Consider the following 14319-nt stretch of genomic DNA (forward strand, 5'->3'; position numbering starts at 1 on the left):
CCGCAGGGCGTTGGGGGACTTTGAGGGCATTTTCGAAACAGGGGTTAGCCCTGCTCCAAGCATAACACCGGCCACAAACGGTGCCGAAACCATCAAATGTCCGCTTTGATCATAATAATATCACAACGCGGCATCCTCTAATAACCGCCTCTCTATGAGCTTGCGTCAGAAAACTTTTCAGTGTCCAACATCGGAGAATCGGTGTTCAGTTTCCGCTTGTTCCGTCTCCGGGCGGCTTTTTGCATGCAGAAACTTGCTCTCATTCTTTTTCTCCTCGGCCTGTTCGTGACCGGATTGCTCGGCACGGAGACGCGCTTGTTGTTCTTCTGGCCGGGGTGTCTGCTGCTGGGTCTGGCGGGTTTGACCGCCGTCCTGCGCTGGAAGCTGCGCGTGACTTTTCAACCCAGTGACTGGTGTTTGCTCACAGTGCTCATGCTGGCAGGCTACGTGGGCTGGCGCGCCTGGGCTTCCCCCGTGGAGATCTATGCACGTGAGGACGCCGCCGTGCTGCTGGCAGGTTTCGTGGCCTATTTGTTGACGGTGACCGCTGTCAGCGACTCGAAATGGCGGCTCGGCATCGTCTGCGTACTGCTGGTCCTGGCGGCGGGAAATCTGACCGCCGGCTGGGTTCATTTCAAAGGGCGATGGGATTTCCATCTGGTGCCGGGCTTCTCGCGCTCCTTCCCGCCGGGACGCATTGGCGGCTTCTTTAACAACCCCAATCACCTCGCCGCGTTTCTGTCCTTCACAGCTTTCCTGTCGGCAGGCCTGATGCTGTTTGCGCGCATTCACATCGCCTCACGGCTGCTGCTGGGTTTTGCCATTTTATCAATGCTCGCAGGTGTGGCCCTGACCGCCAGCCGGGCGGCGATGCTGGGACTCGGCGTCGGCGGTGGAGTGTTTGTACTGCTCGCACTGTGGATCGTATGGGGCACCAAGCGTTCGCTCTTCAAGTGGCTCATCATCGCCCTGCTGCTGGTGGGGGGCGCTGCGGGCGGCGCTCTCTACAAAGTGAATGAGGACTCCATGGTCAGGCGGCAACTGATCAGCCCGCTGGGCGAGGACATGCGCGTGAACATCTGGCGCGCCGCACTGGCACAGAATGCAGAGTCACCCTGGATCGGCGTGGGATCACGCATGTTTTACGAAGGCAGCATCACGCACCGGGATCCGGAGTCTTCGCCATACATGGGAGATGCGCTCTTCGCCCACAACGAATACCTGCAGACGCTGGCGGATTACGGCTGGGCCGGGCTGGCGCTGGTGCTGCTGGTGCTGCTGGCACACCTGCTGAACGGCCTGCGTTTCCTGCGCTGGTTCACGCTGGAAAAATTCCCCGCCACCGGCATGCTTGGCAGCAATGCGCTGGCGCTCACCCTCGGCGGTATCGCCGCATTGCTGGCCACGCTGGTGCAGGCGGTGTTTGAGTTTCAAGGACATATCCCGATCACCGCCCTGGTCGGCGCCATCCTCCTCGGCCTGCTCGCCAATCCTGGCATTGAGAGCGAGGTGTTCAAATCCCGCCGCATCTGGGGGCTGCGCTTCCTCATGAAAATCGCCATGCTCGCAGCCTCCGCCGCGCTGCTCGCTGCCGCGGCGATCTTCGGCACAGCGGATGGTTATGCCGCCTATGCCCGGCTCCAAATCAAGGATGGCGAAACCGGGAAAGCCCTGGGTCATTTCGCACGCGCCACGCTCATGGACCCACGCAATGCCGTGCTGGCCTATCAGCATGGCGTGGCCTTGATGGACTCCATCCATTCCAAAATGACCAAGGATGCCTACCTCCGCACCGTGGACGCCTCGCTGAAAGAACTCACCCGTTCGACGACGCTGAACCCCTACAATTACCTCTACCAGCTCGCCTTGGCGGACGCCCTGGACGCCGCTGGCAAAAACGACGCCGCTTTTCAGGCCATCCAGCGGGCGCTGACCCTCGCCCCCCTCTACGAGGAGCCCCGCCTGGCCCTGGGCATGCACTATCACCGCATGAAACGCTATCAGGAGGCTGAATTCGCCTACCTTTGGGCCGGAAAAGCAAAGGCGCTGAACCCCGAAGGCACCACCAACTGGCTGGACAGCTACCGCGAACTCCTCCGCCAGACCGCCCTGGAGGCCGATCAGGCACGGACCGCCCTCATCCAGCAGCAAGGACGCTGAGATGTGCATTGCCCTCACGCCGAATTCCGTTACTGTCGCACCCCTCATGGCACTCGCAAAAATCACCCAAGTTACCGGCTGCGGCGTTTACGTTCCTGGCTCGGACATCGACACTGACCGCATCATCCCGGCACGCTTCATGAAATGCGTGACCTTTGACGGACTCGGTGAATTCGCCTTCTACGACGTGCGTTTCGACAAGGACGGCAAGCCCACCGGCCACCCCCTTGACGATCCTCGTTTCAAAGGCGCCAACATCCTTCTCTCCGGCACCAATTTCGGCTGCGGCAGCTCCCGTGAGCACGCCCCTCAGGCCCTCTATCGCTTCGGCATCCGCGCCGTCATCGCCGAGAGCTTCGCAGAAATCTTTTTCGGCAACTGCACCACGCTCGGCATCCCCTGCGTTTGCGCAAGCGCCGCAGACATCCGCGTGCTGGCCAACGAAATCGAGCGCAATCCGAAGCTCGAAGTCACCATCGACGTCGCCGCCGGCAAAGTGTTCTTTGAAGATCAGGAATTCGCCATCACCCTGCCAGGTTCCGCGCTCGAAGCACTGACCACCGGCAAGTGGGACCCCATCGCCGAACTTCTTGAAAACAAGGACGCTGTCCATGCCCGCATCACGGCACTGGGTTTTGCCTGAGCTTGTCCCATCTTCACCGCCTGACGCATGGCCGCTACTGAAACAGCCGCGACGGATCATTCGTCGCTGATCGTCCGCATTTCCTCGGCCTTGCGTCCGACCACCTCTCCGGACACGATCCATGTGATCGGGCATCGCAACCCCGATACGGACGCCATCTGCTCCGCCATCGGCTATGCGGCCTTCTTGCGGGATGTGCGCGGCATGAAGGCCGAGGCCGCCTGCTGTGGCGAGCTCAGCGTGCGCACCAACTGGGTGCTGCAAACCGCAGGCGTTCCCGGCCCCAAGCTCCTGCTCGATGTCCGGCCCACCGCCGCCTCCATCTGCCGGCGTGATGTCTTCACCGCCAGCCCGCATCAGACCTTCCTCTCCGTGTATCGGATGATGATGGATCACAACTTCCGCAGCATCCCCATCGTCGATGACGAAGGCCGCCTGCTCGGCATGCCGGCCATTCAGGAGCTCGCGCAGCTCTTTCTGCCGGCGCAGACAAATGACAAAACGGACCAGGCCAATCGTGAAGTCCGCAGCAGCCTGCTGAACATCGTCAATGCTCTCGACGGAATCCTGGGCGGTGCCGCCGCCGATCTGGAAACAATTCAGGATTTCGTGCTCGTCGTCGCAGCCTCCAGCTTGGAGACCACGCACAAACGCACCCGGCAGTTCCCGGCAAACCGCCTGGTGATGATCACGGGCGACCGCCCGGAGATTCACGAACTGGCGATCGAGATGAATGCGCGCTGCCTCATCATCACCGGCAAGTTCAAAGCCACCCCCAGCATCCTGACACGCGCCGCACAGCAGGGTGTCGCCATCATTTATTCCCCCTACGACACCGCCAGCACCTCGCAGCTCCTGCGTTTCTCACGCCCCATCGGCGAGGCTCTGACACACGAGTTCCTCTCCTTCGGTTCACGCACCCCGCTGCGCGAAATCGTCCCGGCAGCGCAGCATTCCGGCCAGCCGCTGTTTCCCGTGGTCGACGAAGAAACTCAGAAGCTCCTCGGCGTCTTTTCCAAGTCGGACCTGATCGATCTGCCACGCATGAAGCTCGTGCTGGTGGATCACAATGAATTTGCCCAGGCTGTGGCTGGCGCTGATGAGGCTGAAATCATCGAGGTGATCGATCACCATCGTCTCAGCGGCAATCTGCGCACCAAGGAGCCCATCCGTTTCATCAACGAGCCCGTGGGCAGCACCTCCACCATCGTGGGCATCATGTACCGCATGCGCAAGGCCGCACCGGACAAGTCCACCGCCATCTGCCTCTGCGCCGGCATCATCTCCGACACGCTCCACCTCACCAGCCCCACCACGACGAGCACCGACAAGGAAATCCTCGAATGGCTCAGCGGTATCGGCGGCATCGACAGCGCCCAGTTCGTCAAAGACTTCTTCGCCGCCGGCTCCATGCTGCGCGAGAACACACCTGACCGTGCGCTGGAAAGCGATCGCAAAGTCTTCGAAGAAAACGGCTGGCACATCAGCATCTCCCAGATCGAAGAACTCGGCCTCGACGAATTCTGGAAGCGCGAAGCCGATCTGCAGGGCGCCCTGCAGTCCCTGCTCACCAAGCACAATCTCCACTTCGCCTGCCTCATGGTCACCGACATCACCCGCCACCACAGCGTCCTGCTCGTGGCCGGAGACCAGCGCGTCATCGACGCCATCGACTACCCGCAGGCCAAAGAGCACGTCTACGACATGGCCGGTGTCGTCAGCCGCAAGAAACAGCTCTTCCCCTACATGAGCCACGTCGTCACCAAACTGGCGGCGCCTTGAGGTGAGGCATGCAATAGTAGAATATTGACCCCTCACCCTACCTCTCCCCGAAGATTGCCATGGAGCAGCGCAGCATGGGGCGGGGAGAGGAGAAGTGCGCTATACCCATTCGAAAGTGAGTCGGAGCCAAAACGCATCCCCCTCTCCCCACCGATGGCAGGGCAATGGGTATGTTCCGGGCACGTTGGTGACACTTTCTCCCGGGGACATGGGTGACAGGGTGACTGATGCCCTGGAACCAAACAAACGAGATGAAGGAACGGTTGAAGATGATCGGCGAGTATTTGAGCGGCGGCTATGGGCCAGCGGAGCTGGCCCGGCGATACGGCGTGAGCCGCAAGTCCGTCTACAAGTGGATCGCTCGCTACGAGCAGGCAGGAGCGGAGGGATTGCAGGAGCGATCCAGCGCACCGCATCACCATCCCAACGCCACGGAGTTGGAGGTCGTCGAGCATATCCTGCGGCTCAAGGCTCGCTGGCCACACTGGGGCGCGCCAAAGCTTCTGGCACGGCTGCAGCGCGAGTCTGAAGTGGGGCCGCATCCTGCGGAGAGCACGGTCAGCGACATCTTGCGCAGGCATGGGCTGTCCAATTCGATCAAGCGACGCGCGCATGCCAGCGCAGTGCCCAGCAGCCAGCCGCTGGGGCATGCACGTGCACCCAACGAGGTGTGGTGCGTGGACTTCAAGGGATGGTTCCGCACGGGCGATGGCAGCAAGTGCAGTCCACTGACGCTCACCGATGCCAGCAGCCGTTACCTTCTGCGCTGCCAGTGCCTGGGCAGCAAGACCGGAGGGCCGCTGGTGCAGCCCATCATGATCAGCGCGTTCCGGGAACATGGGATGCCGTGCGCGATACGCTCGGACAACGGGCCGCCCTTTGCCAGCCGCACGCTCGGCGGGCTCAGCGCACTGAGCGTGTGGTGGTTGCGGCTGGGCATCAGGTTGGAGCGCATCGAGCCGGGCAAGCCGCAGCAAAACGGACGGCACGAGCGCTTTCATCGCACGCTGGAACAGCACACCGCATCACCGCCAGCACGAACGCTCAAGGCGCAGCAGCGCTGCTTTGACGAGTTCCGCCGCGAGTACAACCACGAGCGCCCGCACGAGGCGCTGGGCCAGACCACACCTGCGGAACACTACAGGCCATCGAGCCTTGAGTATCCTCAGCGACTGCCTGATGCGCGGGAGTTCCCTGAGGAGTGGCACCGGCGCAAAGTGAAGCCAGGAGGCACGATCAAGTGGAGCGGCCATGAGGTGCATCTCACACAGGTGCTCAGCGGCGAAGATGTGGGGCTGGAGCCGGTGGGAGACGGGCGCTGGGCAGTGTGGTTCCAAGACCTTGAGCTGGGCGTTTTTGATGAGCGCACCATGAAGGTCAAAGGGCATAAAAATCTGCCAAAACAGGCTGGGGCCAAGCCACGTGAAGCCGAGGATGGGAGGGGCGGTGTTTTGTGAGCCTGCGCTACGGGCGTCTTCCCGGCTCGGCTGAGGCCTCGCTCGGAAAGCCACCCTGCGCGCAGGCTCACAAAAACAAGGTGCTGCATGCGCTTGGATGAGCCGCCCCAGCCATAAAAAAGTGTCACCTATGTGCCCGGGAGAAAATGTAACCCTTGTGCCCGAGTGCACACCGCCTGCATGTTCACCTTCGGGGAGAGGCTGGGTGAGGGGTGGGCCAAAGCATTCTTGACGCCTTCTTACACCTTATGATGTACTTCCCCCATGCTCACGCGCTTGGAAGAAATTCGCCATGAAATCACCGGCGAACGGCTCACCCTCATCGAGTTCGCCCGCAAGCTCCGCCAAGACGCCACGGATCCCGAAGCTCTCCTATGGGCATGCCTGCGCGGCCGCCGAATGAACAACCGCAAGTTCCGCCGCCAGCATCCGGTGGAACCTTACGTCCTTGATTTCTACTGCGCGGATTTGAAGCTCGCAATCGAACTGGATGGCGGACAGCACAACACCACCGAAGGAAAGCAGCACGACAAAGCAAGAGAAGCCTTCCTACGATCTCAAGGCATCGAGACGCTAAGATTCACGAATGACGAAATGATGCGAAACACCGACGGCGTGTTGAACATGATTTGGCATCGAGCCACCCTCACTCCGCAAAGCTCCCTGTCCTCAAAAACCGGTGCACCGCCCGGAAAACCGCAGGCTGCAGGATGATCGTGGCATGATTCGTCGGCAGCAGCGTGAAGTCTGCTTCGCCTTCCCCATGCGAACTGGCAATCGTGACGACCCCATCAGATTCCGCGCCCAGCAAACGCCGAAAAACCGGCAGCGTGTCCTTGTTTCCCATGATGACCCCCGTCTCAGGAGGCAGCGGCCCCAGCGTATTCGGCGTGCTGCCTGCATCCGTGCCGAGCTCTGCTGACACCGGCCCCAGCAGCCAGCGTACCCAGCGCCACTGACCCAGTTCATCAATGATCTGGCTGCCCTGATTCGGCGGCGCCAGCAGCACCGCACGCCCCAGAGGAAACGCCGGATCACGCTGCGCCGCCCAGGCCCGAAACACAATGCCCCCGAGCGAGTGCGTCACAAAATGCACCTGCGAACCCGCCTTAATCTCCAGCCGTTCCAGCGCCGGGTTCAAATGCTTCACCACCGCATCCGCAATCGAAACACGGTGAGACGGATATCCAATGCTCGTCACCCGATACCCGCAAAACCTCAGCCACAGCCCCACCAGCCACATGCTGCGCCGCGAACGCCCGAGACCGTGGATGAGGATAACTGTGGGGGTTGGAGAAGATGCGGCGACTGGCATGATTCAATAGAGTTTCAGGAAGTCTTGAAGAGCAGCGTTTGGATGGCACAAGATGACATCAAACGGCAGCAGATTGCCATCCTTGATGTAGCAGTTGCGAGGCAACGCGTCGATCGCGAGAACCTCGAAGGCGTAGTTGTAAAAAAGCAGGTGCCCTGAATCATCCAAAATGCGTTTCCAACCGGCTGCGATGAAAAAATCCTCGATCTCGCGAGGCTTGGCCGCTTCTCCGTGATACTGCGGCTGGCTGATCGAAAAAGAAATGCGGCCATCCGACCATTCAACAACTGAAGTCAGCCTGACGTCATCCCCAAAGACTTCATTCGCGGCAATCCAACGCTCTAAGTACTCGAGCGGCGTGGCATGAATGAATTCAATTTGCTGTCTGAAAGCCGGCACCTCTGGATCATCACGGAGATTGGCACGCGGAGTAGAGATGACTGCGGGAATGAGGCCAAACTTGGGTGGAACGGTAATCTTGGACACGCGTCCAATCTCAGCGTCGAATTCGACCAGATGCTCAGTACCACAACGCAACTCGGGTGCCGATTTTTTAAACTCGTCGAAGGTTTGATCCGCCTTCCTTAGGATTTCGAATTCGCGAGCCAGAGCATGCGCTCGTTGGGCTTCGTTCTCGGCCCGTTTGGAGCGGTCACTCCCATGACTTTGTCCGTCATGGCCGCAAAGGTCACGTAATCGGTGGTGGAAGGCTTCAAGCGAATGGCCTTCGGCACCTTGGCCAAAGGTTGGAGGGCTTGAATCTGTTTTTTTTCGGAACTCACCTTGCTGGCAAGTTACGACGGAGGAGGCCTAGAGTCAATGCTCGACGGTGAAAGGCAAGCAAGGCAGCCCAGTTGCGCCGCAACTGGGCTGTTTTGACAAACCGCCTTAGAGCCTGTTATTAACTTTTGCCGAATAGAGAAGAGAGCATGAGGGTCGCGAAAGCGAGCCAGTGCATGCCAGTCAGAGTCGAAGCCAGACGCTCGTAGTCCCGGGAGAGGCGTTTGAAGCGTGCCGCCCAGCCAAAACTGCGCTCCACAACCCAGCGTTTTGGCAGCAGCACAAAGCCCATCTTGGCTTCCGAGAGCTTGACCACCTCCAGCTTGATGCCGTGCTGTTGTGCCTGTCGTGCAGGCTCCTCACCGGTGTAACCTTGATCCACATAGGCCAGCTCCACATTCTCTCCGGTGGACTGCTGGATGTGCGCTGCAAGCTCGCCGACCTGCGCACGCTCCTGCTCGTTGGCGGCCGTCACTTTCACCGCCAGCAGATGCCCGAGAGTATCCACCGCAATGTGCACCTTGCTGCCTTTGCGGCGCTTGTAGCCATCATAGCCCGCCCGGCCGCCGCTCTCTGGCGAGGACTGAAGTGTGCGTCCATCCATGATGGCCGCTGTGGGCTGGGCCTTGCGTCCCTTGGCCAGGCGCGAGAGTTCACGCAGATCATGGGCCATGGCTTCGAAGCAGCATGCCTTCATCCAGCGCTGCGCTTGCTGGTAAACGCTCTGCCAGGGTGGCAGGTCATGAGGCATCATGCGCCACTGGCAGCCGCAGCGCACAATGTAACGCAACGCGTTGAACAGCTCGCGCAGCGGATAGTCCCGCTGGGGCGCATCTTCCTTCATCAGCACCAGGTAGGGACGGCAAAAATCCCATTCTGCATCGCTGACATCACTTGTGTAGGCAGTTCTTGGTTTGTCGGTCGAAGGTTCCATCCCAAGCTTATTGCTTTGACCCTCACCGGTGTACAGCACTTTTTAAAGTTAATAACAGGCTCTTAGTGATTAAACAAGAACGCCGGCGAGTTGATCAAGGCCCACGCCAGATCCTGCGCAGCCGTGAGCCGCTTGTTGCCAAGCTGTTTCTGACTCAGGTCAGCATCACGGCGCAGTTGCACCAGCTTAGGATCAATCTGAATCGGCTTCTGCGTATCGGTGTGCTTGGTTTCCAGCGCCACGAGCTGCGCATCCACCGGCAGCGGCCTGCGGGCATTGGCGAGCACCTTCTTCTGCGTCTGATAGTCCTTGAACTGGTTGAGGAAGTGCTGGGTCAGCAGCGCATTCTGCTCAGGCGTGCGCTTGGCGGCTTTCAGCGCGGCGGCGACAGCAGCAGGAGTGCCAAAGCGGACTGTCGGGCTGGTGGTGACCCACAGGCGGAAACGGCCCGGGTTGTACTTGCCGTTCTGGAAGTTGGAGGTCATCACGATGGTAAACTGCGAACCGCCGTCATTTGCCACAGGCTTGGCGAATTCAAAGGTGGCCTCATGGCGGAAGCCGCCCTGCGGGCTCACAGCCCAGCCGCGGTCACGATTGCCTTTCTTGAGAGCTTCAGTCACGACAAAGTTGGTCTGCTCAAAGTCGGCTTTCGGATTCTTCAGCAGTTGCTCTTCACCACCGCGCTTGCTGCGCTTGGCGTCCATGGGGTCTGTGCGGACGGTGATTTCGCCGAGCACGAAGTTGCCATCGGGTGCGAGGCCAGGGCCGTTGCTGGGCAGGCGGTCATCAGGCAGCATCTCCAGCTTGATGGCCGTGATGTTGGTGAGTGTCGTTTTACCGATGAGCATGTAGTTGCCAGCGGTTTCGCGGCCGGCGGGCAGTGCGGTGGCAAAGAGACTGCCATCCGGCTGCACTTCGAGTTTGTCCACGCCCGCGGCGCGCTGCACCTTGATGCTGTCAAACGGCTGCCATTCCGTGGTGAGATCGAGATAATTTTCCCACGCCGGCTGATTCGCAGCGGCGGTGTCCTGCACAGTCTTCACCTTGGCTTCCGCAGCGGTGATGGCGGCTTTGCGTGCAGCCTCCTTTTTGGCGATCTCCGGAGCCATCTTGGCTTTGTACGCTTCGAGTTCCTTCTTCGCGGCGTCAATGGCTGCCAGGCGCTCCTGCTCGGCTTTGGCAATGATCGGCTGCTGCTCGGCTTCCTTGGCCTGGAGCGCGGCGGCAAGCTGCTTGTTCTCAGGATCAAGCTCCTGCATGGAGGCCAGGGCGGCGTTGATTTCCTTCTCATTCGCGTGGCTGTTGAGGATGCGCAGGAAGATGGCATCCACGAGCTGCCGGTCGTCTTTGATCTCGTTGGTGAGTTTGGCAATGGCGTTGCCCGGATCACTGATGGCATCACCCACAGTCGGGCCGCTCATCAACGCCATCACAGGACCCAGATTCACCTCGTTGCTGCGCTCGCACTCGCACACGGATTCGCGGGCGGGTTTGCCGAAGTTGGCCAGGAATCCGTCCTGCAGCTTGACCTGTCCATCAGCCAGAGCGGCAGCGCGGGTGCCCTTGGGCATGCCAGGGATGTTCGGCATGCTGCCGGTCACGGCAAAGACGGAGTCAAACAGCACCTCTGCTGGCAGGCGGCGCGCCTTGGCGTGGCTGTAGTTGGTCTTGTCGTCCTCGTTCCACTTGTTGGTGGCCAGGCTCAGATTGTACGTGCGGCTGTTGGCGATGATCTTCATCAAGTGGCGCACGTTGAAGCCGCTCTGCACAAATTCGTTCGTCAGGTACTGCAGCAGCTCAGGATTGCTCGGCGGATTGCCGGCGCGGATGTCATCCAGCGGCTCAATGACGCCAGTGCCGGTGAGGTAGCCCCAGATGCGGTTGGCATAGCTCATGGCGAAGTAATCATTCTGCGGGCTGGTCATCCACGTGGCAAACTGCTCACGGCGGGTGTTCGCCGTTTTGCTGACGAGTTCCGTTTCAAACGGCACCTGAGGCGCGACAGGCTTGTTGGTGCGCAGGTGCAGCACGTCACCGTCTTTCTTGTCGGCCACGATTTCAAACAACGGCTTAGCACCTTCGACAGCACTGCCGCCGATGGTCTGGCCCTTCGCAGCAAGATCACCCTTGAGATCAATCTGCGCAAAGTAGGACGCGGTTTCATAGTACTGGTCCATCGTCCAGCGCTCAAAGGGATGGTCGTGGCACTTGTTGCAGTTGAAGCGGGTCGCAAGGAAGAGGTGCGTGGTGTTCTCGCTGATCTCTTCGGCCGTGCGCACGGTCTTGAAGTAAGCGGCGGGCGGATTGTCCTTATTCGAACCCGTGGCGGTGATGATGCGATACGCAAAGCGGTCATATGGCGTGTTGTCCGCGACCTGCTGCTTGATCCAGGTGCGCAGTCCGCCGGCGCCTTCAGCACCGAGGAATTTTGCGTTCACCTGCAGCATGTCGGCCCACTTGTTGGCCCAATGCTCGACGAAATCAGGATTGCCGATGAGCTTGTCCACCACCTCGCTGCGTTTGGTGCGGGTGTCACGCTTGTCGGCCAGGAAGGCGTTCACCTCTTCGGGCTTCGGTGGCAGGCCGGTGAGATCAAGATGGATGCGGCGCAGGAAGTCCTCGTCGCTGCACAATCCGCTCGGCTCGATCTTCATGCGCTGCCATTTCTGCGCCACGAGTTCGTCGATCTTGTTCCACTTCTCCGGCTCTTTCCAGGCAAAGCCCGTGCGGTCGCCCATCACCGTGATGGTGGTGGCGGCGTAAGCTCCTTCAAAGCGCGCAAGGATCGGCGCCTCACCACGGCGCAGACTCGTCATAAGCCCCTTCTTGTCGGCTTCGATCACATCGCCGTTGCCGCTGTCCAGGAAGGCCTCGGCGGTGACGTCTTTGACATAGCCATCCGCATAACGTGCAATGACGCGCAGCTGCTGGCGGCCGCCAATGCGCTCGATGACCGGATTCTTCGGCGACAGTTCGATGCTGGTGACGCGTGGCGTCTTCAGGTCCAGCTTCGCGCCCTGGCCGATCCAGGCTTTGAGAGACTCATAGTAAAGCTCTCCCGGCACGGTGAGCTGGCCGCCTTCATGCGGCACGCTGCCGCTGGCCTTCAAAAGCATCAGCGAATGCTCAGGCGACGCGACGTTCGCACGGCGGCTGGAGAGATCATCCGCAAAGGCAAGCACATCATAAACAGGATCGTAACCGCGCAGCGAGAGCTTGAAGCCTGCCTTGCCTTCCTTCGCGCCGTGGCAGGTGCCCTGATTGCAGCCCAGCTTCGACATGATGGGCATCACATCGCGCACGTAGTCGGGGTGGAGGGCCACGTTCATGCCGCTCACATTCACCGGAATGTTTGCCGTCTTGCCCTGGAAGGAGATCTTCACGTTGGTCGCTCCATCCTTGTCCGGACGCACCATGCCGCGTGTGTTCACATCCACGACTTCGGCATTTTCAGAAGTGATCTTTGCCATGCGCGTCACATCCGCACGCGTGCCATCGCTCATGCGCGCAGAGACCAGCAGCTGCGCATATTCCGTCGGCTTGCCGATCTTGATCGTGGTCGGCTCCACATCGATGGAGGCAACCGTCGGCCCCGTGTGCAGAGTCTCGATCTTGTTATCCTTTTCGATCGCCACACGCACGCTGTCATCCACGATCACGTCCGTGGCGGCGAGGATCTTTTCCTTCACCAGCGGCACCGAGACAAACTCCTTGGCGATGGCACCCGTCGTCGCGTCGATCAAACGGATCTGCCCATCCTGACCCGCAACGGCAACGGTTTTGCCATCGGGGCTGAAGGTCACGCTGAAGATGCCGCAGGGGATCGCCGTGCTGCTGAGCTGTTTCACATCTTTGGTCACCCATGCATCCAGCTCCGGGCCCTTGCCGCTCACCGTTTCGACGATCTTCTTCACCGCCTCAGGCATCTTGCTGTCGTAATCGCTGGCGTAAATGTTCACCGCGCCGGTTCCTTCATACGAGGTACCAGCAGCGATGCGCTTGCCATCTGGCGCAAAATCGACACCAAAAATGCGGCCCTGCATCGCGGGGAATTTGCGAATGAGATTCGCATTGTCGCCGATCACACGCTTCGTGATGCGCTCCATGCGGTAGATCGCAGGCACGCCATCCGTACCACCAATGAGCACTTCATTGCGCAGCGGATGCCGCGCCAGCACCTGCACACCACCTTTGAGCGCGCCAGGAGTGATGGAAGTCACGTTATCAACAAAACGCTGCGTGGCCACTTCGGTGAGCTTCACACTCATGTCACGTCCGCAGGAAACGACATGCTTGCCATCCACGCCCCACACGGTGTCCAGCACCCAGTCGCTGTGCCCGCCCATGAAAAGCGTTTCCTTCCCAGTAGCCACCTCAATGGCACGCACCGCATTGTCACCGCAGCCAAAGGCGAGGTATTTGCCATCCGGCGACCAGCTCGCGCCATACAGCGTGTCAAACGTCAGCGACTTGGAGAGCTCCAGCTTCTTCGCCGCCACGTCCCAGATCTGGATTTCCCCCATGCGCGCCGGGCTGCCGCCGGTAAGCGCGATCTTCTTGCCATCCGGCGACCACGCCAGCTTCTGAATGCGCTCCGCAAGACCAACGAGACGCGCCACGATGCCACTGCCGTCCGCCTTGTGGATCAAAACCTCATGGTAGCCCGCCACCGCGATCATGCTGCCATCCGGTGAGTAATCGATCGACGTGATGGCCGGTGCCTTCACATAAACGGGGGGGTGCGCCATGTCGTATTGCGCCTTGGCAGACGCCGGCGTGTCATCCTTCGCGCCTTCGGCGATCCAGCGCTCGATCAGGGCGATCTGCGTTTCATGCAGCGGCTCAGCCTTCTGCGGCATCTCCACCTTGCCCTTTTCATCCGGTTTGATCAGCTTCAGCAGATTGGACTCCGCCGGTTTGCCCGCCACCACCGCATGGCCTTCCTCGCCCCCTTTGAGCAGCGCCACGAACTCCGTCATGATGTAGTCGCCCTTCTTTTTCGCCGGCTGGTGGCAGCCATTGCACTGCGCCTGAAAGATCGGGCGGATGTGCTTGTAGAAGGAGACCGGCTTGTTCGGGTCGATGCCCTCGTCCTTCTTCGGCGGTGCGGCATGCACAGCGGCGGCGAGGAAGAGTGCAGGAATGAGGAGACGTGTCTTCATGGGTTGGCGGGCGTTTTTTGACAAAATCAGGGCAGCCCAGCACAACGCCGGTCCAATGGGCCGTCTTGCGCACCGCCCTCCTCAGG

10 protein-coding genes are annotated in these 14319 nt (G+C 60.4%); 5 read left to right on the forward strand and 5 right to left on the reverse strand.

Going from position 1 to position 14319, the window contains the following annotated elements; genetic code table 11:
• Positions 1 to 243: 243 nt before the first annotated feature.
• From AC3RLQ_RS19605 to AC3RLQ_RS19625, 5 genes are all read left to right on the forward strand, one after another.
• Entirely contained in the window at positions 244 to 2160 is a 1917-nt protein-coding gene (locus AC3RLQ_RS19605; RefSeq protein WP_493030336.1) for an O-antigen ligase family protein, read from the forward strand.
• Between the two features lie 46 nt (positions 2161 to 2206).
• Positions 2207 to 2803: a 3-isopropylmalate dehydratase small subunit gene (leuD, locus tag AC3RLQ_RS19610; RefSeq protein ID WP_422319520.1), complete on the forward strand. Its 597-nt coding sequence runs from the start codon at positions 2207 to 2209 to the stop codon at positions 2801 to 2803.
• Between the two features lie 27 nt (positions 2804 to 2830).
• Positions 2831 to 4585, forward strand: coding sequence for a putative manganese-dependent inorganic diphosphatase (locus AC3RLQ_RS19615; RefSeq protein WP_493030337.1), 1755 nt, complete (start codon positions 2831 to 2833; stop codon positions 4583 to 4585).
• Between the two features lie 227 nt (positions 4586 to 4812).
• A complete protein-coding gene (locus tag AC3RLQ_RS19620) occupies positions 4813 to 6042 on the forward strand; it encodes an IS481 family transposase (protein WP_493030338.1) in 1230 nt (409 codons plus the stop codon).
• A gap of 264 nt (positions 6043 to 6306) precedes the next feature.
• Positions 6307 to 6756 carry an endonuclease domain-containing protein gene (locus AC3RLQ_RS19625; RefSeq protein WP_493030339.1) on the forward strand — a complete coding sequence of 150 codons (450 nt, stop codon included), beginning with the start codon at positions 6307 to 6309 and terminating at the stop codon, positions 6754 to 6756.
• On the opposite strand, the gene AC3RLQ_RS19630 is transcribed toward AC3RLQ_RS19625, so the two are convergent.
• From AC3RLQ_RS19630 to AC3RLQ_RS19650, 5 genes are all read right to left on the reverse strand, one after another.
• Entirely contained in the window at positions 6689 to 7357 is a 669-nt protein-coding gene (locus tag AC3RLQ_RS19630) for an alpha/beta fold hydrolase (RefSeq protein WP_493030340.1), read from the reverse strand. The genes AC3RLQ_RS19625 and AC3RLQ_RS19630 overlap by 68 nt on opposite strands.
• 3 nt (positions 7358 to 7360) lie before the next feature.
• A complete protein-coding gene (locus AC3RLQ_RS19635) occupies positions 7361 to 7843 on the reverse strand; it encodes a hypothetical protein (RefSeq protein ID WP_493030341.1) in 483 nt (160 codons plus the stop codon).
• Between the two features lie 98 nt (positions 7844 to 7941).
• On the reverse strand, positions 7942 to 8139 hold the full coding sequence (locus tag AC3RLQ_RS19640) for a hypothetical protein (protein ID WP_493030342.1): 198 nt from the start codon (positions 8137 to 8139) through the stop codon (positions 7942 to 7944).
• Between the two features lie 119 nt (positions 8140 to 8258).
• Positions 8259 to 9071, reverse strand: coding sequence for an IS5 family transposase (locus tag AC3RLQ_RS19645; RefSeq protein WP_487688717.1), 813 nt, complete (start codon positions 9069 to 9071; stop codon positions 8259 to 8261).
• Between the two features lie 62 nt (positions 9072 to 9133).
• Positions 9134 to 14233 (reverse strand): DUF1549 domain-containing protein, encoded by a 5100-nt coding sequence (locus AC3RLQ_RS19650; protein WP_493030343.1) that lies wholly within the window; start codon positions 14231 to 14233, stop codon positions 9134 to 9136.
• Between the last annotated feature and the right edge of the window lie 86 nt (positions 14234 to 14319).

The organism is Prosthecobacter sp. GW821-HT29F12, assembly GCF_058803405.1.